The organism is Afipia sp. DC4300-2b1, from assembly GCF_049895725.1.
GTDB lineage: Bacteria > Pseudomonadota > Alphaproteobacteria > Rhizobiales > Xanthobacteraceae > Afipia > Afipia broomeae.
The window spans coordinates 610,228-634,531 of the sequence record NZ_JAFCSX010000001.1; the positions used below are offsets into that span (position 1 = coordinate 610,228).

The window sequence follows — 24,304 nt, forward strand, 5'->3', positions numbered from 1 at the left end:
GAGCGAGCTATCGAGCGATGATTTTGCGCGGCGCTTCGCGCTGCGCCCCGGCCAATTAATGTGGCTGCTTGGCGCGGGTGCCTCGGTTTCAGCCGGGATCCCCAGCGCCTGGGACATGATCTGGCAGTTCAAGCAGACGTTGTTCGTTGCTCAACGTAAGGCGTCGCCGCAGAGTGTCGCCGATCTCGGCAATCCTGCGATCCGCGCGCTGCTAGACTCGCATATTGCGAGTTCCGAGCGGTTACCGCCGTCGGGTTCGCCGGATGAATACGCGGCGCTGTTCGAGGCAACCTACCCGGTGGAGCGCGATCGCACGACTTTCATCCAAGGCATGATTAGCGGCGCGAAGCTGGCCTATGGCCATCTTGCCCTCGCGTCACTTCTAAAGGCGGGTCACACTCAACTCGTCTGGACGACCAATTTCGACCACTTGATCGAAGATGCTTGCGCGAGAACGTATGGCACAACGGGCACGTTGAGCGTCGTTGCACTCGACGCGCCCGAACTGGCGGGGCAATTGATCGGTGCGCAGAAATGGCCGATCGCAGTAAAGCTGCACGGCGATTTCCGCTCGCGTCGGCTTAAGAACACGACCGATGAGCTGCGCCAGCAGGATGCCGCGCTTCGTCAGCAACTCGTGGATGCCTGCCGGCGATCCGGCCTCGTAGTCGCCGGCTACAGCGGACGCGACGATTCAGTGATGGACGCGCTTGAGGCGGCGCTCGATCAGCCGGGCGGTTATCCTGGCGGACTGTTCTGGCTGCATCGCGGTAACGATCCACCGCTCGGACGGGTCATCCGACTTCTCCAGCGCGCCAACGACGCGGGCGTGGAATGCGGGCTGGTGCGGATTGAGAGCTTCGACGAGATATTACGTGATCTGGTGCGGCTGTTGCCCGCGCTCGACACATCCGCTCTCAACGCACTGGCAACAGGACGGTCGCGCGTGTCGGGCGCTCCCGAGCCTTCGGGCCAGCGGGGCTGGCCCCTCATTCGGCTCAACGGGCTTGCCGTCACCATCCCGGCCAATTGCCGCAAGCTGGTATGCACGATCGAGGGTGTCGCAGCGGCGCGCTCAGCGGTCGCCGAGGCGAACGCACGCCTGATCGTGACGCGCACGCAAGCGGGCGTGCTCGGTTTCGGCAGCGATGCCGAGTTCCGTCGAGTGTTCGACCCGTTCGGAATCACTGCGTTCGATCTGGCCACCTTCGAGAAGCGGCGCCTGCGCTACGAGTCCGGCGAGCGCGGCCTGCTACGCGACGCCTTAGTAGAGGCGCTGGGTGCCGCCAAGAATGTTCGTGCGATCCGCCGCCGCAGCGCTGATTTGCTCGTGCCAGTAGATGCCGCCGACAGGGCATGGGATGGGCTTCGCGCGATAACTCGTCAGACGACTGGCACCGTGCCCAAACACCCGGACCTGAAATGGCACGAGGGGGTCGGGGTCCGGCTTGACTGGGCGGACGACGGTCTTTGGCTGCTGCTTGATCCAAAGATCGTGTTTGAGGGTGTCACGGACGCGACCAAAGCGATCACCGCCGACTTCGCGCGCGAACGGACGGTGAAACGCTATAATCGTGACCTCGATCGGCTTATCGATTTTTGGGCAAAGCACCTTGCCAGCGAAGCGCTTCCGGCGCTGTCGATTGGCGACGGGATCGATGCTCGCTTCGCGGTCGGGAAGAACACGGCCTTCTCCAAGCTGGTGCAGCCATGACGAGCGAGATCGCCCCGACCATATGGTATCCAGAACCCGAGCTGGTGTTTCATCCCGAGCGAACAAGCGAGCGGGACATCCATCCGCTGCGCGGGCTCAAGCGGTTCGGCCCCCATTCGCGCGGTTTGGTGCAATCACCGATCCGGGTAGCGACGCTGGCCCCGAAGGGCGAATCCGAGCGCCTGTTCGCGTTCATGCGCGAGCTGAGCCAGAGCGTGCGCCCGGTCGAGCGAACCGACTATCTGCCGGACTGGCCGGGCTTCAACACCGTGTTCGACATGCGCGTGACAGCGGCAGCCAAGAAATGCCGTGTGGAGCTGGACGGATCGTTTGAGAGCGAGATGGCACAATCTGCGATGCCGCACGTGTTGCTCGCTGATCAGCTCGTCCGAGCAATCCAGCCGCTTGAGGCGTTCCGTAGTGAGTTCGACGTCTTGTTCATCTACCTGCCGCAGCGGTGGGAGCGCGGCTTCTACGGCGCGGGAGACGATTTCGACCTCCACGACCATCTCAAGGCTTACACGGCCGCGCGCGGGATGCCGATCCAGATCGTGCGCGAAGACAAGGCGCTCGCTTATCGCTGCCGCGCGAGCGTGATGTGGCGAGTCGGGCTGGCGCTGTATGCCAAGGCCGGCGGCGTTCCCTGGAAGCTAGCCGACGTCGATCCAGAAACAGCCTATATCGGCATTTCCTATGCGGTGCGGTCGAACGGTGCCGACAAGCCGCGATTTGTGACTTGTTGTAGCCAGGTGTTCGACGCGGAGGGCGCTGGCCTGGAATTTATCGCCTACGACACGGCCGATGTGCAGGTGCAACGCGATAATCCCTTTTTATCACAGGCCGAGATGTTCCGTGTCATCACGCGATCGATGACGTTGTATCGCCACCGGCATGGCGGACGCTCGCCGCGCCGGGTGATGGTCCACAAATCGACCGAGTTCAAAGATGCCGAAGTGCTCGGCTGTTTCGAGGCGCTACCGCTGTGCGAAGCGGTCGATTTGATCCAGGTGATCGAGGATGTGGGCTGGCGCGGCGCGCGTTGGGAACGCGACCAGGCCAATCCCGGAGGTAAGGCGGCGGCGTTTCCAGTCAAGCGTGGCTCACTGATCGGGCTTGGCGAGCGCGAGGCACTACTGTGGATGCACGGTGCCGTGGAGACTTTGGGACCGAAAACCTATTTTCAGGGTCAGCGCGGCACGCCGCGTCCGATCCGACTTGTCCGCCATGCCGGGCACGGCACGTGGGACGACAGCGCACGCGCGGCGCTCGCCTTGTCGAAGATGAACTGGAACAATGATGGGCTGTATGATCCGCTACCTGTAACGATGAGTTATGCGAAGGTGCTTGCGCGTGTCCTCAAGCGCATGACGAATCTTGGCAGCACACCCTACCAATTCCGATTCTTCATGTAGTGAAAGTTCATTGCACCTCACAGGATTCGAACTTTTTGCCGCCGATGACCGCCGTGCCTACGATCATGTAGGCACTGAGATTTCGCTGATCGTAGCCTGTGCAGCTTACGCGCATAAACGGCGCCCGGCGGCGGAATTTGGTGCCCCGTGCAGGATAAACATAACGAATACATCTCGTTGTTCCTACTACCCTAGCGCCGCCAAACACCGAAACGAGCCAGCGATCGTCGCCGTCGAACGTCGCCTGCGCTTCGCCCGCAATCCGCATGACATCTCCCCCCAAACTCGGAGCCCTCTGGCGTTCGCCATCTGTATAGGTTAGGGGGCTATGCTATGGCTCATACGCAAGAGAATAGCTCTGAGTTGATCGCGCGCGTCCGTCGCATCGCCGGGCAAGTTAGCGCGGTCGAGCGAGGGTTGGAGCGTGGCGCTTCATGTGGCGAGGTTCTTCACCTCGTCGCGGCGGTTCGGGGGGCAGTAAATGGCCTCCTCGACGAGATCATTGTGGAGCACCTCGACCAGCACGTTGCGAAGCCAGGGTTGAATGATGCCGACCGCCTTCACGCGGCGGAGGAATTGAAAACCGTCGTTCGCCGTTATTCGAAATAGGCTCGATAATGACCGTCGCCTCTCAAGCAGACCGCTTCACCCACGATCACGTCTTTCTAGGGGCGTCACACGACGCCAATGCGCGTCGCACGCTGTGGGTGGTGGCGCTCACGGCGACAATGATGGTCGGGGAAATTATCGCCGGCTATCTGACAGGCTCGATGGCGCTCCTCGCGGACGGCTTTCACATGGCGACACACGCCGGAGCATTGAGCGTCGCGGCTATCGCCTACTCCTATGCGAAGCGGCATGCCTCGGATCGCCGGTTCAGCTTCGGAACGGGCAAGGTCGGCGACCTGGCGGGGTTCGCCTCGGCATTAGTCCTCGCCGTCATTGCGATCGGCATTGGCGTCGAATCAGTAGTGCGGCTGTTCCAGCCAACCACGGTGGCGTTCACCGAGGCGACGATCGTGGCTGCTATCGGGCTCGCCGTGAATGTCGCCAGCGCCTTCCTGCTGGCGGGATCACATTCTCACGATCATGGGCACGGCCATTCTCACGGCCATCACGCTCATGACCACGGGCACCACGATCATGCGCATGACGATCATCATGACCATCCGGTGGCGGGGATGCGCAGCCAGGACAACAATCTTCGCGCCGCCTATGTCCACGTCCTCGCCGACGCGCTGACGTCGGTGCTGGCAATCATCGCGCTCCTATCGGGCCGTTTCTTGGGTTGGTTGTGGCTCGATCCGGTAATGGGAATCGTAGGTGCCCTCGTGATTGCTCGCTGGTCATGGTCGCTGATGCGCGAGACCGCTTGGGTGCTGCTTGATCGCACTGACGAGCATGTCGCTGAGGAAATCCGCGAGTTGGTTGAAGCACCCGGCGATGCAAGGATCGCCGACCTACATGTCTGGCGTGTCGGCCCTGATGCCCATGCTGGCATCGTGAGCGTAGTAGCGGAGCGCGCGGTGGATCGCGCTGAAATTCAAGAGCGGCTTATGCCAGTCAATGAGCTTCGCCATCTCACAATAGAGATGCAGTCGATGTGAACGTGCCCTGCATTGCATATGCAGTTTGACGGCCGCACGATAAATGTCGGGCTGCGGTCAACCACCGAAGAAACCCGGAGACGACCGCTATTCTCAAAATTGAACATCATGCTCGGCAAGCCGCCGTGCCTCCGTTCGTATAGACTCGGGGTTCTCGCTGATCGTAACCTCGACGACCCCTGCGTACTCGCCGGCCTGCGGCGAGCCACGCCGGCCCTCGGCGTTGCGCGAGGCTCGACACTGAGCCTCCTCCCGGACTTCTGATATTGGAAGGAGTGCATGGGGCCAGCTCCTCGCTGCCGTTGAGGCCGCATCGATATCGCCACCCTTCCTCAAACGTTGCAGGATGGAGATATACATGTTTCATTTCAATATTGGAAATGATACATATGCGTCATGGAACCTTCGCAAGACTCCGAGCATTGGCTAGCATTGCTGCACCAAATCCCTGCGAAGCCGCCCTATCTGCGTGTGAAAATCTGGCGCCGCTTGCAGGCGATTGGCGCAGTGCCGCTCAAGAACGCGGTTCATGTGCTCCCCCGTCGCGAGGAGAACGAAACCGCATTTCGCGACCTGCTGGCAGAGATCACGACCAGCGGCGGCGAGGCGGTGCTGATCGACGCGCAGATGATCGAAGGCCAGAGCGACGTTGAGCTGCGCCAGCTTTTCGACGCTGCGCGGGATGCCGATTATAACGAGCTGGCCCAAGCCGCACGGCAGTTGCTCGAGACTGGGCCGGCGTCGGGGACCGAGATCTCAAAACTCCAGCGACGGCTTTCTGAGATTGTCCGGCTCGACTTCTTTGGCGCGCACGGTCGTCAAGGTGCCGAGGCGGCGCTGCGGGATTTGGACGAGAAGCGTTACGCCCATCCCGACGTCGGCCGCACAGGCCAAGCGGCTGCGGTGTCGCCCGCTGACCTCAAGCATCGCGTCTGGGTGACGCGGCGCGGCGTCCACGTCGATCGCATCGCCTGCGCTTGGCTGATCCGACGATTCATCGACCCCCACGCGAGCTTCAAGTTCGTCGATGGCAGGAGCTACGCGTCCGATGCCGGCGAGCTTCGCTTCGATATGGCCGACGCCGAGTTCACCCATGAGGGCGATCGGTGCAGCTTCGAGACCCTGCTGCTACGCGCCGGGCTGGACGGCGATCCGGGATTAGCCGCGATCGGGGAGATCATCCACGATCTCGATATCGGCGACGACAAGTTTGAGCGGCCGGAAACACCGGGACTCAGCGCGATGCTGTCAGGCGTGTGCGCGACGTTCGATGACGATCTCCAGCGCATCGCCGGTGCCGGCGACGCGCTCGATGGCTTCTACGCCTACTTCACCCGGCAAAACCCGTGAAGTCGGGAGTCAGCCCAAGGCACTCTGCCGTCGACCGAGAGATGACTGTTATAGCTTGAGGAACGTGGTGAATGCAGACAAATGTACCGAGCGAGGCTGTAGGTTCTGCGGAAGGTCAAGGCATTTTGCCGCAGCTTTCGTATGCACAGATCTTCGCCAAGTTCTTGCGGTTCGGTTTCCTGGCATGGGGTGGCCCGATCGCCCAAATCGCCATGATCCGCCGCGAGTTGGTCGACGAGGAACACTGGGTCTCAAGTGCCAGGTTCAACCGCATCCTAGCCGTGTATCAGGTGCTCCCCGGTCCGGAGGCTCACGAGCTATGCGTCTTCTTCGGCACGCTTCCTAAAGGAAAGCTCGGCGGTCTTCTTGCAGGCCTGGGATTCATGATGCCGGGCTTTGTCCTAATGTTCGCGCTGTCCTGGCTGTATCTCTCCACCGGGATCATGCAGACTGCCGCCGCAACCGCAGCATTTCTCGGAGTGCAACCGGCCGTCATCGCCCTGATCGTGCGCGCCGTGCACCGGATTGGCGGTCACATCCTGCTCGACCGCTGGCTTTGGGGTATCGCGGGCGTTGCCGGCCTAGCGGCCCTCGTCGGCACGCCGTTCTGGCTCACCCTGCCGATCGCGGGCTTCGTCTATATGTTCGCGACGCGCCGTCAGCGGGTGACGGCCGGCCTGCTCATGGCCGTGCTCGTCGGGGTCGGGCTCTACTTCGCCTGGGTCACTTTCGCCGGTCCGGTCGGTGGAGATGCGGTCTCGGCGCAACCCATCGCAAACCAAGAACCGTCGCTGCTGGACCTTTTCATCTCGGGCCTCAAGGCCGGGCTCCTCACCTTTGGCGGGGCCTACACGGTCATCCCGTTCCTGCGTGCCGATGCGGTTGGCAATGGATGGATGACGGATGCGCAGTTCCTCGACGGGCTCGCCCTATCGGGGATTCTGCCGGCACCCCTGATCATCTTCTCGACTTTCATCGGATATTTCGGCGGCGGCCCACTCGGAGCGATCGTGATGACGATCGGCATCTTCCTGCCGGCATTCAGCTTTTCTCTGTTCTTTCATGACCAGCTTGAACGGCTGGTGGACAACGAAAAGATCAAGACCTTCCTAGAGGGAATATCCGCAGCGGTCGTCGGGCTGATCGCCGCCACGACGCTGGAACTAGGGCAAAAGACTCTCGTGAACGTGCCCGGCGTGGTGATCCCGCTCGCGATCTTCGCCGTCGCCCTCGCGCTCCTTTACGTGTTCAAGGCCAAAACGACGATCCTGTGGGTTGTTCTCGCCGCGGCGGGGGCGGGCCTCGTCCTGTTCGGATGATCGCGACGCACCGTCACTCTTACGCAGCCTAATCAATCATATTGGAAAGGACTGAATGTGACGATCGACAATCTCTCCCGACGCAGTGCAATCGCAACCCTAGGCATAGGAGCCGCCGCCATGACGATCAACGAAGCCTCCGCCCGGACGCCGGCCGCCGCGCCGCCGACTGTCCCCGCCTTTGCCGGCAACCATCAGATCAAGCCGCTCAAGTTCGATCCGGCCAGGCTTGAGGGCTTGTCCGAGCGATTGATCACGTCGCACCACGAAAACAACTATGCCGGCTCGGTCAAGACGCTGAACGCATTGCGGCCACGGCTGGCCGCCGCGCTCGCCGATACCGAAGCGCCGCCTGCCACCTACGGCGGCCTCAAACGCGAGGAACTGCACCGTACCGGCTCGGTGGTGCTGCATGAAATCTACTTCGACGGGTTGGGTGGCGACGGCCAGGCGGCCGGTTCGGTCCGCGACGCCATTGACGCCGCCTTCGGCTCGTTCGCGACATGGGAGGCGGAATTCCGCCGCACCGGCATGAGCCTTGCGGGCGGCTCTGGCTGGACAATCCTCGCTTACAACGTCCACACGCGCTCGCTCAACAATCATTGGGCTTGGGATCACATGCACGGCGCTGCGGCCGGCATACCGCTGCTCGCGCTCGATATGTATGAACACAGCTTTCACATGGATTACGGCACCCAAGCCGCCAGGTATATCGACGCGTGGTTCAAGAACCTCGACTGGGAAGCGACCGACCGCCGTTATGCGCAGGCGATCGCCACCGCCAGCGCCTGAGTTGGAGAGCGGCGATGAACGGGAAGCGAGTGAAGTCGGCCTCGACCACTTGCCCCAAGATCGGCCTGTTGTGGCGAACCGACCTCCCCACCAGCCCTGCGGATGTGCAAAGCGCGCGCCAGTGGCCGATCATGGCGGCGCTGCGTGAGCTGGGCGGGGAGGTCGAGGCAATTGGATATGCCGACGAGACGGCTGGTACAGCGCGCGACCGTCTGCTGACGTGCGACGGCGTGATGGTCTGGGCCGACCCGATCAGCGACGCCGGTGACCGCTCAAGGCTCGACCCGATTTTGGGCGAGGCGGCGGCGGCGGGCGTCTCGATCAGCGCGCATCCCGATGTCATCGCGAAGATGGGGGTGAAAAACGTGCTTCACTCCACGCGCGCGCTAGGCTGGGGCACGGACACCCACCGCTACGCCGATCTGGAGGAACTGCGCGCGCTGCTCCCTGAACGCCTCGCTTCTGGGGCGCGTGTGCTCAAGGAAAACCGGAGCAATGGCGGCCGGGGCGTGTGGCGGGTCGAGCTTGCTGACCGGGGGGGTTGCGCCCAACCGATCGTTTCGGTCCTTCACGCCGCGCGGGACAGCGTTCCGTTCAAGATTCCCCTCGATGCCCTGATCGCTCGGTTCGCACCCTATTTTGAGCGCGGCGAATGCCTCATCGACCAACCGTTCCAACCGCGGCTCGGGGACGGCATGATCCGCTGCTATGTGAGCGAGGGCACGGTCGTCGGTTTCGGCCACCAACTGATCCGCGCGCTATTGCCGCTACCCGCGGAAGGGGTCGATTCTCCGAAGGCGCAGCCAGGGCCGCGGGTCATGCAGCCTGCCGACGCGGGCGCTTTCCAGTCGCTCAGAGACGATATGGAACAGTCGTGGATTCCCGGGTTGCAGCACATCCTCGCCATCGAGCACGACGAGCTGCCGCTCCTGTGGGACGCGGACTTCCTCTACGGACCGAAAGACGATCGCGGCTCGGACAGCTATGTCTTGTGCGAGATCAACGTCAGTTCGGTCGCGCCGTTTCCGCCCAGCGCCGTGCGACAGGTGGCGGATGCCGCATACCGTCGCGCGGCCGCCGCGCACGAACGCCGTGTCGCCGGCCGAGGAACCACGGCTTCACCGGCATAAACGTTCGCACGTTCCGGGATACGTTAGTCGGTCGCTGGACCAGCGAAGCGCCTCTCATCGCGCTCAGTCAACTTGATCCAGTATTCGAGCCGCCGTCACCGCCGGTGCCCGCGGCAATCTGATTTCGACAGCCAGCCCTGGCTGGAGCCGCGCAAAGGCCAGCGCTCCACGGTGCAGTCGGGCGACGGCGTCGGCGATGGCGAGGCCGAGGCCGTTGCCGGATGCACGCCGCGCTCGGTCCAAGCGCCCGAACGGGCGCAGCATCTCGGAGACCTCGCAATCGGATACGCCGGGACCGTCGTCCGCGACCGCCATCGTCAACGTGTCGGCCTCCTCGGTGACCGAAACATCGATACGAGCGTGCTCACCGGAGTATTTGAGCGCGTTCTCAATCAGGTTGGCGAGCGCACGCGCCAGCAGGTCGGCGTCACCGGCGACCAGCGCTTCTCGCGCTAAGCTCACAGAGATGTTGCGGCCGGAAGCCTCGATCTCTGCACGATAGGCATCCACCACCCGGTCAACGATCTCCGCCAGGTCGATAGGCTGAAATCGCGCGCGCGCGTTACCGGCATCAATCTCCGCTAGATCCAGCACCGCACTGAACAGCCGAAGCGCCTCGTCCAGCCCGGCCAACGCCTCACCCAGCGCCGCAGACCTGAGCTCTTCATCGTGCTGTGCCAACGCCAATTCAACAGGGTGCCTCACCCGCGTGAGCGGCGTGCGCAGGTCGTGGGCGACCTCCGCCGACACGCGACGGATCGTGGCTACCAGCGTGTCAATCCGATCGAGCATACGGTCGATGGCCAACGCGAGTTGATCAAGGTCGGTGCGCGCATCGACCGGAGCGCCAGTCCGCGCCGAGAGATCGCCACGCTCGACTGCTCGGACGGTAACGTTGATCCGCTTCATCTGGCGCAGCGTCTGCCGCGTGGCGAAGAGGCCTGCGATGATGCCGAACACCAACGCGATTCCGCCAGCGATCAGAATGGCCCCGAAAACAGCGTCGCGGATTGCTTCGCTTCGCTCCATGTCCTCCCCAACGATGAGAAGGGATCCATCGGGAAGGCGTCGCGTCATTGCCAGCAGATGGACACCCTCGACGCCGGGTTGCGGCGGAGGCTGGTCGATAAAGTGCCAACCGACCTTTCGCGGTACAATTTGGATGTCGCCGATCAGCGTGCGTCCATCGGGCCCAACTAAATAATACTCGGGCGACCCCGGCCGCTCGGCCTTTGCTCGAATTATTCCCAGTGCGCGATCAAGGCCTCCCCGTTGCGCTTCGAGGGCGATCACGTGCGACTCCAGCTCGATGCGATTTCGAGCCTCGCGCTCAACCACCCCGCGCGTTGCGATCCAGCCGCCGAGCGCGCCGGCGACCATGCTGATGACGAGCAGCAGCGCGTTGAGCGCAACAAGACGGGACACCGTCGAGCGCAACAGCCGGCTAATCACTCCAAGCGGCATAGCCTTCCCCACGCACGGTATGGATCAGGGGGGGATCGTCACCGCGATCGATCTTTGCCCGCAGCCGACTGATGTGGCTTTCGACGAGATTCCTGCCAGGATCGAAACGGAACTTCCACACGGTCTCCAGCAGCATCAACCGCGTAAGCACGGCCGGCGAGTTCAGCATCAGTAGTTCGAGCAGCTGGAACTCGCGTGGGATTAGTTCGATGGGTGTGTCGCCTCTCCGCACCGTCCGAGCGAGACGGTCGAGTGTCAGATCGCCCAGCGAGAGGATGCTGGGCGGGCCGGCCGCCCGGCGCTGCAGCGCTTCAACGCGGGCGACCAGTTCGGCGATCGCGAACGGTTTGACAAGATAGTCGTCGGCTCCACCTTCAAGACCTTCGACTCGTTGGCCCACGGAGCCTAGCGCCGTGAGCATCAGCACGGGTGCTACGACTTGGCGACGGCGCAGCTCGGTGACAACCGATAGCCCATCCATCTCTGGCAGCATTCGGTCAACGATCAGCAACGCGTGAGCACCGCTCACAGCGCGATCAAGTCCGCTTTTTCCGTCGCCCTCCCAATCGACGGCGTGACCGCGAGCACGCAGCGCTTCAACAACGGCGCTCCCCGTGTCCTCGTCATCCTCGATCAGTAGTAGGCGCATAATGCCCGAGGCATCTCCTCTGTTGTTTGCGGCCGACCATAGCCGCGTGCGAGCAGCGCCGACAGTGCGCCAATGTCGTTTGCCGACGGCTGCGTTCGCACAAGAGTTCGATCGCCTTCTAGTGCAGAATGCCGCCAGCGGACCTTGTGAATCTACAAGGTGCCTTGCGGTCGGCGCCGATGCATGAGTGTCGCAGCTTTGGCGTGCCCGAGGAGGCATCGACCATGATCTCATTATGCATCAGGAGTTGAAGCAAAACTATGCGGACGGTGCTGTTATCGGGGTTGGCCACGCTGCTACTAGCCGCACCTGCTTGGGCGGCACCGGACTGGGCGAAGGTTGACGCCGCGCTGGGACGCCCCGGCGTCGAGCAGGCGGACGGAGTTCGTCGCTACGGATTTCCTCGCTCCGACCTGCGCGTTGTTCTGGATGGCGTATCGATAGAGCCTTCGCTGGCGCTCGGCTCCTGGGCCGCGTTTCAGCCTATGGGGGACGAAGTGATGGTAATGGGCGATCTTGTGCTCACGCACGAGGAAGTGAACCCTGTGATGACGCGCCTTTTGCAAGGTGGATACACCATCACCGCGCTCCACAATCACCTGCTGCGGTCCGCGCCCGGCACCATGTACATGCACATAGCTGCGCATGGCGATCCGGTAAGGCTGGCGGCGGCGCTGCGCCAAGCCATTTCCGCAAGCCGCACACCGATCTCTCCACCGTCTCCTGGAGCGGGAGCACCGTCTCGCCTCGATCTAAACTCCGATGCTCTGGACGAGCTGATGGGAGCCGAAGGCAGGGTCAATGGTGGCGTTCTGCAATACAGTATTCCCCGTGCGGAGCGGCTCATGGATGACGGCATGGTGACGCCTCAATCAATGGGAACCGCGACCGCAATCAATTTTCAGCCCACCGGCGGCGGCAAGGCGGCGATCACGGGCGATTTCGTCCTCATCGCGAGCGAAGTAGACCGCGTCCTTCGAGTGCTTCGAGCGAACGACATCGAAGTCACAGCGCTTCACAATCATATGTTGAACGACGAGCCGCGCCTGTTCTTCCTGCACTTCTGGGCCAATGACGATGCGGCAAAGCTGGCACGCGGTCTCCGCTCGGCACTCGACACAATGAACAATAGAAAAAAATAAGAATCGGACGACGGCCAGTCGGGCCGCGACCGCCGCCCGTTCATCCCCCGGCCCCGAAGGAAGTGGAACGGAACATGGCTAGCAAACGAACTCTCGTCATCGGAGCCAGCGCTGCTGTGTTGACGGTGGCAGGCGTGGCGCTCGCGGCGCAGCAGAACCATGAGGCGAACGAGAACCGCATTATCGGCGAGCATAGCGAGAAGGAAGTCGCACTCGACCAGGTGCCGGCGGCCGCGATGAACGCCGCACGCACACGACTCGCGTCTGTCCGCGAAGCCGAGCTGGTAACCAGAAAGGCGGACGGCAGCACGCTCTACGAGATCGAAGGCAAGGATCAGGCTGGCAAGAACGTGGAGCTGTTCGTAACGCCGACAGGCCAAATCCTCGGGAATGAAAACGACAGCGATGAGGATGGCGACTGAACTCTCAGTCGTCTGAATGGGCCTGAATGGGGGTAAGGCCCATTCTTTGAAAACACCATCCGAGGATCAAAAAATGTTTAGGACTGTCGGTTATTGCATCGGAGCGTGTGTATCATCCGTCGTGCTCGCTGCTTCGAGTTATGCGCAAGAACAACCGATTCACACAAACGGCTCTGAACTCGTTGCAAGCTGTCGCGCCAACAACCCAGCGTGCGGCGCATACCTTCAAGGCGTGCTGGACATGATGATAGTGGCGCGGGGTAGCGAGTGTGGGGCGCCGCGTTACGATCGGAATAGATTGCGTTCAGCCTATCTGCGCTGGGCAGAAGACAACAGCTACTTCATGGACGTTCACATGGTTGCTGGAGCCGAACAAGCATTGGCCGAAGCTTGGCCTTGCGCGCCGCGACGATAGGAAGAAGTTGCATCATCCCAATCGATCCACAGCGGCGCTCAGATAGGAATTGTCTCTGGCAGGTAGCTGATATCACCGAACGGAGTAAGGAGTTCTGCTTGCCCTTTGAAATCCGCCAGCTTCGTTATGCTATCGCCGCGGCGGACCATGGTAGTTTTTACAGAGCCGCCCGGGCACTTGATATTGAACAATCGACCCTCAGTCGCTCCATCTCGAAGTTGGAGCGCTCGATCGGAATGTCTATCTTCGAGCGGTCGCGGGCTGGGGTCAAAACAACGCTGGCCGGAGCCGCGTTCATTCGTGGCGCGCGACCAATGGTGGCAACGGCAGATAAGCTAGTCACGATGATGCTCGCAGCCGGCCAGGGCCGCGCTGGCGGTCTATTGCTCGGGTACAATAGCTCGGTCTCCGCCGGCAATCTCCGGGCGACCCTCATTAGCTGGCGCGAGGCGCATCCTGACGTCGAACTGGAATGCGTCGAGGCTGATCGCAGCGTTCTGCTCGCTGGGCTCGACACGGGCGAAATCGACGTAGCGATCCTGATGGGGACGCCCAGCCACAACGGATTTCGCTGTGAGCCGCTATGGAGCGAGCGTATGCTAGCCGCGTTGCCCGCCTCGCATCCGTTGGCTAGACGGGACATAATTCACTGGACGGATCTTCGGGGCGAGCACTTCCTTCTGCCCGCGGCCGATCCCGGCCCTGAAATCCGCGACATGTTGCTTGGCAGACTTCCAATCTCGGGCGGTAAGCCTGACATCCGAATGTCGCGGGCGAGCCGTGAGACCGTGCTGAGCATCCTCGGCGTCAACTCGGGTGTTACCATTGTCTGCGAGGGATCGACCGGAGCGACCTATCCTAGTGTCGTCTATCGGCCGATTCATGGCGAACAAGGACCGGCACTGACCGGATACTCGGGTTGCTGGCGAGACGACAATCGCAATCCAGCGCTGCGGCGCTTTCTTGGATTTATCAAGGCCCGCTATGCGCTCTCTTTTGATTTCTCGCCAAGATTCCAGTAAATTAGGCGGCCAGTCGGTGGAGTAAATTTTTGATGTCGCAAGGCAGGACCATCATCATCGTGCTTGTCACTTTGGCCATCGGCTTCGCAGGTGGCTTTGTCTTGCGGCCGGTCATCGCCCCCCTTAGCCAAACAGCCGTCGCCGTCAGTCCGGCCCCGGCCGCGCCGCAGCCGACCGCAGCGCGCGGGACGCAGTATTTTGCGGCCAATATCGACGAGGCTCGGCAGATCGTAGCAGCATGTCGAGACGGTTCGATGCGCGGTGATGAATGCGCCAACGCCGAGCAGGCAGTTATCGAGGCCGATAGCCGCGATCGCTTCAAGCGTTTCACCGGCAACTGAGAAGCCGGGAACCCCTTAACTGCCTTGCGCGCGGTGGCGACGAAAGCCGCGGTCGGTGTCCATGAAGCGCGCAAGCATAGGTGCCACCAGCTTTTCCGGCGGCATCGGCTGCTGGCCGGTTTCCGCCGCGAGCGCGGCGGCGTAGGCGACGAGATCGCGGTGGACTCCGGCGGGTAGTTCCACCGCCAGTTTGACAGGCCGGTCGTCCACCAATGGCCCCAGCTTCAATTTCGTCATCGTGTCGCTCCCAAAGGTTCGAGCACTAGGTCGCGGGTGATGACCACGCGCAGCGGATGGCCCGGCCGGATGGTAAGGGTCGGCCGCACGTTGAGCTGCCGCCGAACGATCTGCTGGCCGGTCTGATTGATCGTGTCTTGCGAGCCGCGCCGCAGCGCGCGGGTTAAGTCATCCTCGCTGTCCGCGCCCAGCTCGGCGCCGACGCCGAGCAGCGTCGAGACGGCCGCCGCCCTGAGCAGATTGCCCCAATGCTGATTCACGCGGTCCTGTAGGCCGGCGAAGCCGGCGCCGTCCGCGCCGGGTTGGCGCTCGAGGACGATCGAGCGCCCATCCGGCATGATGAGCCGATCCCAGGCGAGGAGCACACGGGTCTGCCCGGCGGTGATCTCGCTGTCGTATTCGCCGATCAACCGGGCACCTTGCGGGATGAGCAAGATGCGACCTGTCGGGCTGTCATATACGTTCTGCGTCACCTGAGCCGTGATCTGGCCGGGAAGATCGGACCTGATCCCGGTGATGAGCGCGGCCGGGATGATGCTGCCAGCCTGCACGATGTTGGGCGACACGGGTGCGGTCAGCCGCTCCGCGCTGACCGTGCGCGGGTTCGACGCCTGCGCCATGAAAGCGCGCCGTCCAGCTTGATCGCCCTGCGGTGCGCTCGCCTGCTGCGATGGCTGCGCGGCTTGGTCGGGTAAGATCAGCGATGGGTCCGGAGCCGCTCCGGCGTTGTTCGCGTCGCTCGCGTTGCCGCCGAGGAACACGCCACTCATCCGGGCAGCCTCGCGTTCCTGCTGGGCGCGCTGGCGCGCAGCCTCCTCGGCCTGCGCGCGCGGATCGGGCTGGACCGGCTGCGTGCCGACCGGCGGCACGGGCACGTTCTCGCCGCGCTGCTGGGCGGACACGATCGGGCCGCCGAGGTCGCCGGGAAGTGGCGGCCCAAGGCGCGGCGCCTGAGCATAGTCCCTCGGTCCCGAGGTGATGGCTTCGGCCGTGGCGCGGCTCTCGGTGTTGTAGAGTTCTTCCGCTTGTCGCTCGCCTGCCGGCTTTAGGGCGTAGATCAGCGAGCCGCCGATACCGAGACCGGCGGCCACGCCTACGACTGTCAGCGCCTTGCGGGACAGTCGCATGACGCGGGGCGGATCGCCTCGAAGCTGGAATGGCCTTGGATCGGCGGGAACAGGCTGCGGCGCGGCCAGCTCGGCGGAAGGATTGTCGGTGCGATCGTTCACGGCCGCCGCTCCCGTCCGTCGTCGCGCACGATGCGGACGCGCTGCTCGCTGCGGCGATCGCCCAAGCGCAACTCGGCGGCGGCGAACAACCTGTCCACCACCATGTAGCGGCCCTGCACGCGATAATTGACCAGCTCGGCGTCTCCGGCCGCGCCCGTCACAAACAGCGGCGGCATCTCGCCCTGCGAGATCCCCGCCGGAAACTCGATGAATACCTGCCCTGAGTCGTCAAACGCACGAACGGGCCGCCACGGCGCGCGGTCGCCCTCGATGCGATAGCGGAAGTTGAGCGAAGTCACATCCACGCCGGTCGCGGCCGGCGCTACCGCCGCAGCGGCGATGTTGCCGCCGCGTAGCGCGATGAGCTGATCTTGCGGGTAGGTCCACGACACTGAGGCCATGTAGGTCGCAGGTGTCGCGCGCAGCTCCAGATGATAGGTGCGCCGATCGGTGTTGATGACGAGGTTGGTGGCGAGGTCCGGCCGCGTCGGCTTGACGAGGATGTGGACGCGCGCGGTCGCGCCCGCGCCGCTGATTGTGTCGCCGATGATCCAACGAACGGTGTCACCGGCCGCGACTGGCCCCGGTCCAACGAGTTGCTCGCCCTCCTGCAAGGCGATGTCCGTCACTTGGCCGGGGGCAGTATAGACCTGATAGAGCGCACCATCCATCCAGGGATATTGCTGGATGGCATTGAGGAAGCCGTCACGCGCCGGCTGCACCCGCGCGGCGGCGTTTGCGTCGCCGACGCGCCTACGGGGATCGGCCGGCTCCGAGGCGCGAGGCGCATCCGGCAATGGCTTGAGCTGACCGGGAAGCGGCAGCGGTTCGGGAATAGTAACGATCTCCACCGGGCGCGGCGGCTCCGCGGCCGGCGTCGCGGCCACCTCGCGCGGCGGATCGTCGTAAGCGATGGCGGGCCGGCGGGCGGACGTAGTGGCGCAGCCGGCGAGTGAAGAGGCGGAAACGAGCAGCGCGGCGGTGACGGCGCGCCGGAAGGGAATGCCGGTCATTGCGACAGCTCCTTTGACCAGTTGAGGGCATTGACGAATACGCCGAGCGGATTCTTGCGAAGTGCGTCCGGCGTGCGAGGCGGCTGCACGACGATGGTGAGGATCGCCGACCAGCGCTCGGTGGCGGCGAGGCTGCCGTCCTGATAGCGGCGCTCCGTCCAGGCGACGCGGAAGCTGTCCGGTGATGCGCGGATGACGCTAGACACGTCCACCGCCACCTGAACCCGCCCCACGTTGGCGAACGGGTCGTTGGCGCGAGCGTAATCGTTGAGCGCGACAGCGCCCCGATCGGTGGTGAAGTCATACGCGCGAAGCCAGTTCTGACGAACGATGACCGGATCGGCCGGCACGCTCCTGACTTGCTCGATGAAGCGGGCGAGATGGAACGCGATCTGCGGATCGGTCGGGCGATAGCCGGCCTCGGCCGGTGCGACCGCCTGCGCCTCGCCGAGCCGATCGACTTGCACGACCCACGGAACGATGTGCCCGCGCGCCGATTGCCAGACGAGGCCGCCAGCCAGACCGCCCGAAAGGGCAAGCGTGCCGAAAAATGCGAGACGCCAGTTCTTCGCCTGCACGCGCGCCGAACCGATCCTGTCGTCCCAGGCTTGGGCGGCGCGCTGATAGGGCGTGGTCGGTTCGGGGGTCTGGCCGTAGCGGATGGTCGGTCGTCGGAACATAGCAGCTAGTCCTTCTGATGGAGATCGACGGACGAGCCGCTTCCACCGCCGTCGCCGGAACGCAGGGTGTGAGCGGCGATGGTCGCGCCGTGGGTCATGGTCTGGCGGCGCTTCATGGCCGACGCCCAAGCGGGCCTGTCGTCGGAGGCTTGTGCCGATGGCGAAGCGCCTCCTGAAATCGCGCCTCGCGTCGCGGTGACTGCTGCGCGACCGCCGGCGCGATAGCTGTCTTTCAGGGACGCGGCGGCTTTCCGTAGCGGGGAAATCGCCGCACCCGCCGCCGCTTGGCCGACACCGGCCGCGCCACCCGCGACCGCGGCTGCGCCGGTCTTGCCTGCCGAGCCGAGCGCATAGGCGCTGCTGGCGGCGCCGGAAGCAAAGGCGCTCCCTCGTGCCGCGCCGCCGATCGCGCTTGCAGCCGCGCCGACGCCGAGGCGTGCGGCGGCTGCACCGCCAACCAGCGCGCCGCCTGCGGCCAGCGCGGTCCCGGCGGCTGCGCCCGCGCCGAGGGCCGGCCCGCCTGAGACGATGCCGTTCGCTACGCCGGGGCCGAAGATCGCCAAGCCAAGCAGCGACAGCGCGCCGAGCGCGATCGACATCGCTTGCTCCAGCGTGGGCTCTGGGCCAGCGGCGGCGGTGAATTGACTGAACAACGTCGTGCCGATGCCGGTGATGACCGCGAGCACGAGAACTTTGATGCCGGTGGAGACGACATGGCCCAACACCTTCTCGGCCATGAAGGCGGTCTTGTTGAAGAAGGCGAAGGGCAGCAGCACGAAGCCGGCGAGCGTCACCAGCTTGAACTCGATCAGCGTCACAAAAATCTGGATCGCCAGGATGAAGAAGGCGATGACGACAAGCGCCCAAGCGAGCAGCAACACGACGATCTGCACGAAGTTCGTGAAGAACGAGATTGGACCGACCAGCTCTCCCGCCGCTTCGACCAGCGGCTCGCCAGCCTCCAAGCCGGTCGCGGCGATGAAACCAGGCCGCATGAAGTCGGCGATGCTCATGGCATCGCCCGTCGCCTTCAAGCCCAGCCCTGCGAAGGACTGGAACACGATCGTCGCCAGCGTCGAGAAATTACCGATAATGAAGGCAAAGACGCCGATGTAGAGCGTCTTTTTGATGAGGCGTTGAAGCACGTCCTCATCGGCGCCCCACGCCCAGAACAGGCCGGCAATCGTCAGGTCGATGGCGATCAGCGTGGTTGAGAGAAACGCGATCTCGCCGCCGAGCAGCCCAAACCCACTGTCGATATAGGTCGTGAAAACCTGTAGGAAGTTGTCGATGACGCCGGTGTCGTTCACGGCTGATTGCCTTCCCTGCCGAAGAACCGGCGTTGATGCGCCGCCCATGCCGCCTCGCAGCCGGAATCCGGCATGGTGAGCGCGCGGCAACGCGCGAGTTCCGCCGTAAAGGGATCGCGCTCGGCGCGTGCCGCCGCGGCGTTGGCCGCCTCCGGCGCGCGCGGCTCGGTGACGGCGGCGATCACCGCCACCGTCATCATGAGCCCGGCCAGCGTGGCGACGCCGGCGATCTTGACGGCTGCCGACATCGGCTCAGTTGCCGAGGAAGCGGCGGAGGCGTTCGCGCCCCTCGGCTTCGGCCGCTGCGTTTCGTGCCGCCTCCAGCGACTGTGCCCGGCCTTGGGCGGCCAGCAACGCCGCGATGTCGGCGAGCTGCTGCGATTGGAGCGCGAGAAGCTGGTTGCCGGCCTGTGCCGCCTGGAGCGCGCCTTGAGATGACTGGCTCGCCGACACGAGGCGGTCCATCGTCGCGCGCGAGCCGTCGATATTCCCGACGACGCCGGCTTGAACGCGGAGCGCGTCCTGAAACGCGCCTACGCTGGTCTCCCACCGCTCGCGCGCGTTTGCGACGAGCTGCCGTTGCGGGACCGACATGGCGCCGGCCGTGTATCGGCTGGTGAAAGCCTGGTCGATCTGGCCCACGTCATAGGCGATGCGCTGCGCCTGACCGAGCAACTGCTGGGTCTGGCGCACTTGGCCCTGCAACTCGGCGAGCGAGGATTGCGGGAGGCTCGCCAAATTGCGGGCCTCGTTGAGCAACGAAGTCGCCTGATTCTGTATCTGGCGAATCTGATTGTTGATCTGCTCCAGCGTGCGCGCGGCGGTCAGCACGTTCTGCGCATAGTTGGTCGGGTCATAGACGATCCCGCCGAGCTGCGCGTAGGCCGGCACGGGCGCCGCGATTGGAGCGATGGTCGCAGTGGCGAGGACGCCGGCCAGAATGGCGCGGCGCAGGGGAAGTCGGGTCATAGCGGTAACTCCTGCTGGCGGGGGGGAAGAAGCTCGATCGCCCAGGCGCAGCCGCGATGGCGCAGCCATTCGGCCGCGAATGCGGTTTGGCCGTGAGTCTCGATGATGTCGGCGATGCGGAGCTGATCGGCCTTGGCCGACGCGGCGGAAAAGGCCAGCGCGACCTCGCCCAGCCCCAGCTCGAACAGCCGGTTGCCGCGCCGTGACTGGCAATAATAGTCGCGCTTAGGTGTCGCCCGGCTGAGGATTTCGATCTGGCGGGCGTTAAGCCCGAACCGCTCGTAGATGGCGGCGATCTGCGGTTCGGCGGCGCGCTCGTTCGGCAGGAAGATGCGCGTCGGGCAGCTTTCGATGATGGCCGGGGCGATGCTCGACGTTTCGATGTCCGCAAGGCTCTGCGTGGCAAAGACGACGCTGGCGTTCTTCTTGCGAAGGGTCTTCAGCCACTCGCGGAGCTGCGCTGCGAAGTCCGGGCTGTCGAGAACCAGCCAGCCCTCGTCGATGATGATGAGTGTCGGTGAGCCGTCCAGCCGGCCGCCGATCCGGTGGAACAGGTAGGACAAAACGGCGGCGGCGGAGCCGGCGCCGACCAGTCCTTCGGTCTCGAACGCCTGCACGGCGGCTTCGCCCAGGTGCTCGTCCTCGGCGTCGAGAAGCCGGCCCCAAGGCCCGCCGATGCAATACGAGGCGAGCGCCTGTTTGAGCTGCTGGTTCTGCAACAGCACGGCAAGGCCGGTCAGCGTGCGTTCGCTGACCGGTGCCGACGCCAGGGAGTTGAGCGCCGACCAGACATGCTCCTTGGCCTGCGGATCAACCGCGACGCCTTCGGACGCGAGGATCGCCGCCAGCCATTCCGCCGCCCACGCTCGCTCGGCCGGATCGTCGATGCGGGCGAGCGGTTGGAGCTGCACCCCGTCTCCGGTTTCGTTGGCAAGCATTCCGCCGAGATCCTGCCAGTCGCCGCCCATGCCGATCGCGGCGGCGCGGATGCTGCCGCCGAAGTCGAAGGCAAAGACCTGGCTGTTCTCGTAACGGCGGAACTGCATCGCCATCAGCGCGAGCAGGACCGATTTGCCGGCGCCGGTCGGGCCGACGATCAGCGTGTGGCCGACATCGCCGACGTGAAGGGAAAACCGGAACGGGGTCGAGCCTTCGGTTCTTGCGTAGAGCAAGGGGGCTGCACCGAAATGCTCGTCCCGTTCCGGCCCCGCCCATACTGCTGACAGGGGGATCAGGTGGGCGAGATTGATGGTGGAGATCGGGGGCTGGCGGACGTTGGCGTAGGTGTGGCCGGGAAGGCTTCCCAGCCACGCTTCGATCGCGTTCATCCCCTCGGGGATGACGGTGAAATCGCGGCCCTGGATGACCTTCTCGACCAGCCGCAGCTTCTCGGCGGCGATGGCGGGATCGCGATCCCATACCGTCACCGTGGCGGTGACGTAGGCCATGCCGGCATAGTCGGCGCCCAGCTCCTGCAAGGCGGTGTCCGCGTCGGCGGCCTTGTTCGAGGCGTCGCTGTCGAGCAGCGTGCTCGCCTCGTTGGTCATCACCTCCTTCAAGATGGCGGCGACGGACTTACGCTTGGCGAACCACTGGCGACGGATGCGGGTAAGCAGCTTGGTCGCGTCGGTCTTGTCGAGCATGATCGCGCGCGTGGACCAGCGATAGCCGAACGCCAGCCGGTTCAGCTCGTCGAGCAGCCCCGGAAACGTCGAGCTGGGAAAGCCGGTAATGGTGAGCGTGCGGAGATGATGGTCGCCCAGGCAAGGCTCCAGCCCGCCGGTTAACGGTTCATCGGCGAGCAGCGCGTCCAGGTGCATCGGCGTCTCGGGCACGCGAACGCGCTGGCGGCGGGTCGAGATCGTCGAGTGGAGGTAGGTCAGCGTCTCGCCGTCATCGAGCCACCGGACCTCGGGTACGAAACCCTCGACCAAATTGAGCACGCGGTCGCTGCGATCGGTGAAGCCTTTGAGCAGCTCCCACGGATCGACGCCGGTGGTGGACCGGCCCTCGTAAAGCCAGCCTTCGGCCCGCGCGGCTTCCTCGGCCGGCGGCATCCACAGCAACGTCAGGAAATAGGCGCTCTCGAAATGCGCGCCTTCCTCACGGAACTGTTCGCGCCGCTCCATATCGACCAGCGCAGAAACGGGATCGGGAAACTCGGACTCGGGGTAGTCGAGCGCGGGACTGCGCTGCGCCTCCACAAAGATCGCCCAACCGGAGCCTAGGCGCCGGAGCGAACTGTTCAAGCGAGCCGTGGTGGCGACCAGCTCGGCCGGCGTCGCACTGTCGAGATCAGGGCCGCGGAAGCGTGCGGTGCGCTGGAACGACCCGTCCTTGTTGAGCACGACGCCTTCGCCGACCAACGCGGCCCAGGGCAGGAAGTCCGCAAGATGCGCGGCTTTGCTGCGATATTCGCGCAAGCTCATCATGGCTGCATCCATGTCGGGAAGCGGAGATGGCGCCGGGCCACGTCCACGAACTGCGGATCGCGTCGTGCAACCCATACGGAAAGCGCGTGGCCGATCGCCCAAATGACCAGGCCCGCGATCCAGAGACGCAGGCCGAGGCCGATCGCGCCGGCCAGCGTCCCGTTGACGATGGCGAGCGACCGCGGCGCGCCGCCGAGCAAAATCGGCTCGGTCAGCGCCCGGTGGACGGGGGCATAGAAACCCGCGATCGGCTCGGCTGCGTCCTGCATCAGACCAGCGCCCCGCCGCCGAACGAGAAGAACGACAGGAAGAAGCTCGACGCGGCGAAGGCGATGCTGAGACCGAACACGATCTGGATCAGCCGGCGGAAGCCGCCGGAAGTGTCGCCGAAAGCCAGCGTCAGGCCGGTCACGATGATGATGATGACCGCGACGATTTTCGCCACCGGCCCCTCGATGCTTTCGAGGATGCTTTGCAGCGGCGCTTCCCACGGCATCGACGATCCGCCCGCGTGGGCCGGAACGGCAAAGGTCAGCGCGACGACGCTGGCGGTGGTGGCGAGCATGGCGCGACGCGCGCCATGCCGAATGGCATGGATCATGGCAGGTCTCCGGGCTGGGGTTCGGGAAGCGGGGTAAGGCGGTAGTCGCCGGTCGCGGCGTCGAGTCCTTCGACGCGGGCCAGCTCGGCGAGACGCCGGCCGTGCGCGTCACGGAGCAGCACGGCGATCAGGTCGATGGTCTCGGCGATCAGCGCGCGAGGGACCGTCACGACAGCCTCTTGAACGAGCTGCTCCATGCGGCGGAGCGCGCCAAGTGCGGTGCCGGCGTGAATGGTGCCGATGCCGCCCGGATGGCCGGTGCCCCAGGCTTTGATGAGGTCGAGCGCCTCGGCGCCGCGCACCTCTCCGATCGGGATGCGATCCGGCCTAAGCCGTAGCGACGAACGGACCAGCTCGGACAGTGACACCACGCCGTCCTTCGTCCGCATGGCGACGAGGTTGGGCGCGGCGCATTGCAGCTCGCGCGTGTCTTCGATCAGAACGATGCGGTCGGTCGTCTTGGCGACTTCGGCTAAGAGCGCGTTGACCAGCGTGGTCTTGCCGCTGCCGGTGCCGCCGGCGACGAGAATGTTGGCGCGAGCCGATACGCCTTCGCGCAGCGCCGTCGCCGCGTCGGCCGACATGATCCCGGCGTTGGTGTAGTCGTCGAGTGTGAACACCGCGACGGCGGGCTTGCGGATAGCGAAGGCGGGAGCCGCTACGACAGGCGGCAGCAAGCCCTCGAATCGTTCGCCGCCCTCGGGCAGTTCCGCCGACACGCGGGGACTGCGCGCATGAACCTCGACGCCGACATGATGAGCGACCAGGCGCACAATGCGTTCGCCATCGGCGGCGGTCAGCGTCTCGCCGGTATCGCTAACGCCTTCGCCGAGCCGATCGAGCCACAACCGCCCGTCCGGGTTTAGCATCACCTCGATCACGGTCGGGTCGTCCAGCCATGCCGCTATCGACGGCCCGAGTGCGGTGCGCAGCATACGCGCGCCGCGCGTCTTGGCCTCGGATCGGATCGGATGAACTGTCAAGGAACTGGCCCCTGCGAAGGGCCGGGCGAACCGCCGCCCGGCTGTCGGGGCACAGCAAGAGACGCACAAAT

The 24,304-nt window shown here is 64.4% G+C and carries 27 protein-coding genes; 13 read left to right on the forward strand and 14 right to left on the reverse strand.

What is annotated here, in order from left to right; genetic code table 11:
* Positions 1–58: 58 nt before the first annotated feature.
* Both ACP7AL_RS03025 and ACP7AL_RS03030 read left to right on the forward strand, forming a co-directional pair.
* A complete protein-coding gene (locus ACP7AL_RS03025) occupies positions 59–1,714 on the forward strand; it encodes an SIR2 family protein (protein WP_425988726.1) in 1,656 nt (551 codons plus the stop codon).
* Positions 1,711–3,126, forward strand: a complete 1,416-nt coding sequence (locus ACP7AL_RS03030; protein ID WP_425988728.1) for an argonaute/piwi family protein — start codon at positions 1,711–1,713, stop codon at positions 3,124–3,126. The genes ACP7AL_RS03025 and ACP7AL_RS03030 overlap by 4 nt, the downstream gene beginning before the upstream one ends.
* A 7-nt stretch (positions 3,127–3,133) precedes the next feature.
* Here the strand turns inward: ACP7AL_RS03030 and ACP7AL_RS03035 are convergent, their stop codons facing one another.
* The gene (locus tag ACP7AL_RS03035; protein WP_425988731.1) at positions 3,134–3,394 is read right to left on the reverse strand and encodes a hypothetical protein; all 261 of its coding nucleotides are present in this window, start codon (positions 3,392–3,394) and stop codon (positions 3,134–3,136) included.
* A 65-nt stretch (positions 3,395–3,459) separates the two neighbouring features.
* Here ACP7AL_RS03035 and ACP7AL_RS03040 point away from each other — a divergent pair, with 65 nt between their 5' ends.
* The 6 genes from ACP7AL_RS03040 (at position 3,460) to ACP7AL_RS03065 (ending at position 9,324) form a co-directional block, all read left to right on the forward strand.
* A complete protein-coding gene (locus ACP7AL_RS03040) occupies positions 3,460–3,735 on the forward strand; it encodes a metal/formaldehyde-sensitive transcriptional repressor (RefSeq protein ID WP_425988733.1) in 276 nt (91 codons plus the stop codon).
* Between the two features lie 8 nt (positions 3,736–3,743).
* Positions 3,744–4,733, forward strand: coding sequence for a CDF family Co(II)/Ni(II) efflux transporter DmeF (dmeF, locus tag ACP7AL_RS03045; protein ID WP_425988735.1), 990 nt, complete (start codon positions 3,744–3,746; stop codon positions 4,731–4,733).
* 396 nt (positions 4,734–5,129) lie between these two features.
* Complete coding sequence (locus ACP7AL_RS03050; protein ID WP_425988737.1) at positions 5,130–6,083, forward strand: chromate resistance protein ChrB domain-containing protein; 954 nt, start codon at positions 5,130–5,132, stop codon at positions 6,081–6,083.
* A 125-nt stretch (positions 6,084–6,208) separates the two neighbouring features.
* Entirely contained in the window at positions 6,209–7,402 is a 1,194-nt protein-coding gene (gene chrA, locus ACP7AL_RS03055) for a chromate efflux transporter (RefSeq protein ID WP_425988739.1), read from the forward strand.
* A 120-nt stretch (positions 7,403–7,522) separates the two neighbouring features.
* Positions 7,523–8,194 (forward strand): superoxide dismutase, encoded by a 672-nt coding sequence (locus tag ACP7AL_RS03060; RefSeq protein ID WP_425988742.1) that lies wholly within the window; start codon positions 7,523–7,525, stop codon positions 8,192–8,194.
* 14 nt (positions 8,195–8,208) lie between these two features.
* Positions 8,209–9,324 carry a Cj0069 family protein gene (locus tag ACP7AL_RS03065; RefSeq protein WP_425988745.1) on the forward strand — a complete coding sequence of 372 codons (1,116 nt, stop codon included), beginning with the start codon at positions 8,209–8,211 and terminating at the stop codon, positions 9,322–9,324.
* A gap of 63 nt (positions 9,325–9,387) precedes the next feature.
* On the opposite strand, the gene ACP7AL_RS03070 is transcribed toward ACP7AL_RS03065, so the two are convergent.
* Positions 9,388–10,788 (reverse strand): ATP-binding protein, encoded by a 1,401-nt coding sequence (locus tag ACP7AL_RS03070; protein ID WP_425988747.1) that lies wholly within the window; start codon positions 10,786–10,788, stop codon positions 9,388–9,390.
* Positions 10,769–11,437 carry a response regulator transcription factor gene (locus tag ACP7AL_RS03075; RefSeq protein WP_425988750.1) on the reverse strand — a complete coding sequence of 223 codons (669 nt, stop codon included), beginning with the start codon at positions 11,435–11,437 and terminating at the stop codon, positions 10,769–10,771. Before ACP7AL_RS03075 ends, ACP7AL_RS03070 begins: the two co-directional genes overlap by 20 nt.
* Before the next feature lie 260 nt (positions 11,438–11,697).
* Between ACP7AL_RS03075 and ACP7AL_RS03080 the strand changes: the two genes are divergently transcribed.
* The 5 genes from ACP7AL_RS03080 (at position 11,698) to ACP7AL_RS03100 (ending at position 14,779) form a co-directional block, all read left to right on the forward strand.
* Positions 11,698–12,579, forward strand: a complete 882-nt coding sequence (locus tag ACP7AL_RS03080; RefSeq protein ID WP_425988753.1) for a DUF1259 domain-containing protein — start codon at positions 11,698–11,700, stop codon at positions 12,577–12,579.
* A gap of 74 nt (positions 12,580–12,653) precedes the next feature.
* Entirely contained in the window at positions 12,654–13,001 is a 348-nt protein-coding gene (locus ACP7AL_RS03085) for a hypothetical protein (protein WP_072598068.1), read from the forward strand.
* Positions 13,002–13,074: 73 nt separating this feature from the next.
* On the forward strand, positions 13,075–13,416 hold the full coding sequence (locus ACP7AL_RS03090; RefSeq protein WP_224199557.1) for a Rap1a/Tai family immunity protein: 342 nt from the start codon (positions 13,075–13,077) through the stop codon (positions 13,414–13,416).
* Between the two features lie 98 nt (positions 13,417–13,514).
* Positions 13,515–14,438 (forward strand): LysR family transcriptional regulator, encoded by a 924-nt coding sequence (locus ACP7AL_RS03095; RefSeq protein ID WP_072598069.1) that lies wholly within the window; start codon positions 13,515–13,517, stop codon positions 14,436–14,438.
* Between the two features lie 32 nt (positions 14,439–14,470).
* Entirely contained in the window at positions 14,471–14,779 is a 309-nt protein-coding gene (locus ACP7AL_RS03100) for a hypothetical protein (RefSeq protein ID WP_425988757.1), read from the forward strand.
* A gap of 15 nt (positions 14,780–14,794) precedes the next feature.
* On the opposite strand, the gene ACP7AL_RS03105 is transcribed toward ACP7AL_RS03100, so the two are convergent.
* Genes ACP7AL_RS03105 through trbB form a run of 11 tightly spaced genes read right to left on the reverse strand, consistent with a single transcriptional unit; the run spans position 14,795 to position 24,185 of the window.
* On the reverse strand, positions 14,795–15,016 hold the full coding sequence (locus tag ACP7AL_RS03105) for a DUF2274 domain-containing protein (RefSeq protein WP_066961341.1): 222 nt from the start codon (positions 15,014–15,016) through the stop codon (positions 14,795–14,797).
* Positions 15,013–16,245: a TrbI/VirB10 family protein gene (locus tag ACP7AL_RS03110; RefSeq protein WP_425988759.1), complete on the reverse strand. Its 1,233-nt coding sequence runs from the start codon at positions 16,243–16,245 to the stop codon at positions 15,013–15,015. Before ACP7AL_RS03110 ends, ACP7AL_RS03105 begins: the two co-directional genes overlap by 4 nt.
* Positions 16,242–17,258, reverse strand: a complete 1,017-nt coding sequence (gene trbG, locus ACP7AL_RS03115) for a P-type conjugative transfer protein TrbG (RefSeq protein ID WP_425988762.1) — start codon at positions 17,256–17,258, stop codon at positions 16,242–16,244. The genes ACP7AL_RS03110 and trbG overlap by 4 nt, the downstream gene beginning before the upstream one ends.
* Positions 17,255–17,938, reverse strand: a complete 684-nt coding sequence (trbF, locus tag ACP7AL_RS03120) for a conjugal transfer protein TrbF (protein WP_054725827.1) — start codon at positions 17,936–17,938, stop codon at positions 17,255–17,257. Before trbF ends, trbG begins: the two co-directional genes overlap by 4 nt.
* Before the next feature lie 5 nt (positions 17,939–17,943).
* Positions 17,944–19,248, reverse strand: coding sequence for a P-type conjugative transfer protein TrbL (trbL, locus tag ACP7AL_RS03125; RefSeq protein ID WP_425988766.1), 1,305 nt, complete (start codon positions 19,246–19,248; stop codon positions 17,944–17,946).
* Entirely contained in the window at positions 19,245–19,496 is a 252-nt protein-coding gene (gene trbK-alt / locus ACP7AL_RS03130) for a putative entry exclusion protein TrbK-alt (RefSeq protein ID WP_425988768.1), read from the reverse strand. The genes trbL and trbK-alt overlap by 4 nt, the downstream gene beginning before the upstream one ends.
* 4 nt (positions 19,497–19,500) lie before the next feature.
* Positions 19,501–20,217, reverse strand: coding sequence for a P-type conjugative transfer protein TrbJ (gene trbJ, locus ACP7AL_RS03135; RefSeq protein WP_328275002.1), 717 nt, complete (start codon positions 20,215–20,217; stop codon positions 19,501–19,503).
* Entirely contained in the window at positions 20,214–22,649 is a 2,436-nt protein-coding gene (trbE, locus tag ACP7AL_RS03140; protein ID WP_425988772.1) for a conjugal transfer protein TrbE, read from the reverse strand. The genes trbJ and trbE overlap by 4 nt, the downstream gene beginning before the upstream one ends.
* Positions 22,646–22,918, reverse strand: a complete 273-nt coding sequence (locus tag ACP7AL_RS03145) for a VirB3 family type IV secretion system protein (RefSeq protein ID WP_054725812.1) — start codon at positions 22,916–22,918, stop codon at positions 22,646–22,648. Before ACP7AL_RS03145 ends, trbE begins: the two co-directional genes overlap by 4 nt.
* Positions 22,918–23,250 (reverse strand): TrbC/VirB2 family protein, encoded by a 333-nt coding sequence (locus ACP7AL_RS03150; RefSeq protein ID WP_054725809.1) that lies wholly within the window; start codon positions 23,248–23,250, stop codon positions 22,918–22,920. The genes ACP7AL_RS03145 and ACP7AL_RS03150 overlap by 1 nt, the downstream gene beginning before the upstream one ends.
* Positions 23,247–24,185: a P-type conjugative transfer ATPase TrbB gene (gene trbB / locus ACP7AL_RS03155; protein ID WP_425990003.1), complete on the reverse strand. Its 939-nt coding sequence runs from the start codon at positions 24,183–24,185 to the stop codon at positions 23,247–23,249. The genes ACP7AL_RS03150 and trbB overlap by 4 nt, the downstream gene beginning before the upstream one ends.
* Between the last annotated feature and the right edge of the window lie 119 nt (positions 24,186–24,304).

Bases quoted from the DNA above. Each gene is read 5' to 3' on its own strand.
- ACP7AL_RS03105 (WP_066961341.1), bottom strand. From the start codon at position 15,016: ATGACGAAATTGAAGCTGGGGCCATTGGTGGACGACCGGCCTGTCAAA.
- ACP7AL_RS03035 (WP_425988731.1), bottom strand. From the start codon at position 3,394: ATGCGGATTGCGGGCGAAGCGCAGGCGACGTTCGACGGCGACGATCGC.
- ACP7AL_RS03085 (WP_072598068.1), top strand. From the start codon at position 12,654: ATGGCTAGCAAACGAACTCTCGTCATCGGAGCCAGCGCTGCTGTGTTG.
- dmeF (WP_425988735.1), top strand. From the start codon at position 3,744: ATGACCGTCGCCTCTCAAGCAGACCGCTTCACCCACGATCACGTCTTT.
- ACP7AL_RS03060 (WP_425988742.1), top strand. From the start codon at position 7,523: ATGACGATCAACGAAGCCTCCGCCCGGACGCCGGCCGCCGCGCCGCCG.
- ACP7AL_RS03090 (WP_224199557.1), top strand. From the start codon at position 13,075: ATGTTTAGGACTGTCGGTTATTGCATCGGAGCGTGTGTATCATCCGTC.
- ACP7AL_RS03080 (WP_425988753.1), top strand. From the start codon at position 11,698: ATGCGGACGGTGCTGTTATCGGGGTTGGCCACGCTGCTACTAGCCGCA.
- ACP7AL_RS03025 (WP_425988726.1), top strand. From the start codon at position 59: ATGTGGCTGCTTGGCGCGGGTGCCTCGGTTTCAGCCGGGATCCCCAGC.
- ACP7AL_RS03075 (WP_425988750.1), bottom strand. From the start codon at position 11,437: ATGCGCCTACTACTGATCGAGGATGACGAGGACACGGGGAGCGCCGTT.
- trbG (WP_425988762.1), bottom strand. From the start codon at position 17,258: ATGACCGGCATTCCCTTCCGGCGCGCCGTCACCGCCGCGCTGCTCGTT.
- trbJ (WP_328275002.1), bottom strand. From the start codon at position 20,217: ATGACCCGACTTCCCCTGCGCCGCGCCATTCTGGCCGGCGTCCTCGCC.
- ACP7AL_RS03150 (WP_054725809.1), bottom strand. From the start codon at position 23,250: ATGATCCATGCCATTCGGCATGGCGCGCGTCGCGCCATGCTCGCCACC.
- ACP7AL_RS03040 (WP_425988733.1), top strand. From the start codon at position 3,460: ATGGCTCATACGCAAGAGAATAGCTCTGAGTTGATCGCGCGCGTCCGT.
- ACP7AL_RS03145 (WP_054725812.1), bottom strand. From the start codon at position 22,918: ATGCAGGACGCAGCCGAGCCGATCGCGGGTTTCTATGCCCCCGTCCAC.
- ACP7AL_RS03100 (WP_425988757.1), top strand. From the start codon at position 14,471: ATGTCGCAAGGCAGGACCATCATCATCGTGCTTGTCACTTTGGCCATC.
- ACP7AL_RS03065 (WP_425988745.1), top strand. From the start codon at position 8,209: ATGAACGGGAAGCGAGTGAAGTCGGCCTCGACCACTTGCCCCAAGATC.
- ACP7AL_RS03050 (WP_425988737.1), top strand. From the start codon at position 5,130: ATGGAACCTTCGCAAGACTCCGAGCATTGGCTAGCATTGCTGCACCAA.
- trbK-alt (WP_425988768.1), bottom strand. From the start codon at position 19,496: ATGTCGGCAGCCGTCAAGATCGCCGGCGTCGCCACGCTGGCCGGGCTC.
- trbB (WP_425990003.1), bottom strand. From the start codon at position 24,185: ATGCTGCGCACCGCACTCGGGCCGTCGATAGCGGCATGGCTGGACGAC.
- ACP7AL_RS03030 (WP_425988728.1), top strand. From the start codon at position 1,711: ATGACGAGCGAGATCGCCCCGACCATATGGTATCCAGAACCCGAGCTG.
- ACP7AL_RS03070 (WP_425988747.1), bottom strand. From the start codon at position 10,788: ATGCCGCTTGGAGTGATTAGCCGGCTGTTGCGCTCGACGGTGTCCCGT.
- trbF (WP_054725827.1), bottom strand. From the start codon at position 17,938: ATGTTCCGACGACCGACCATCCGCTACGGCCAGACCCCCGAACCGACC.
- trbE (WP_425988772.1), bottom strand. From the start codon at position 22,649: ATGATGAGCTTGCGCGAATATCGCAGCAAAGCCGCGCATCTTGCGGAC.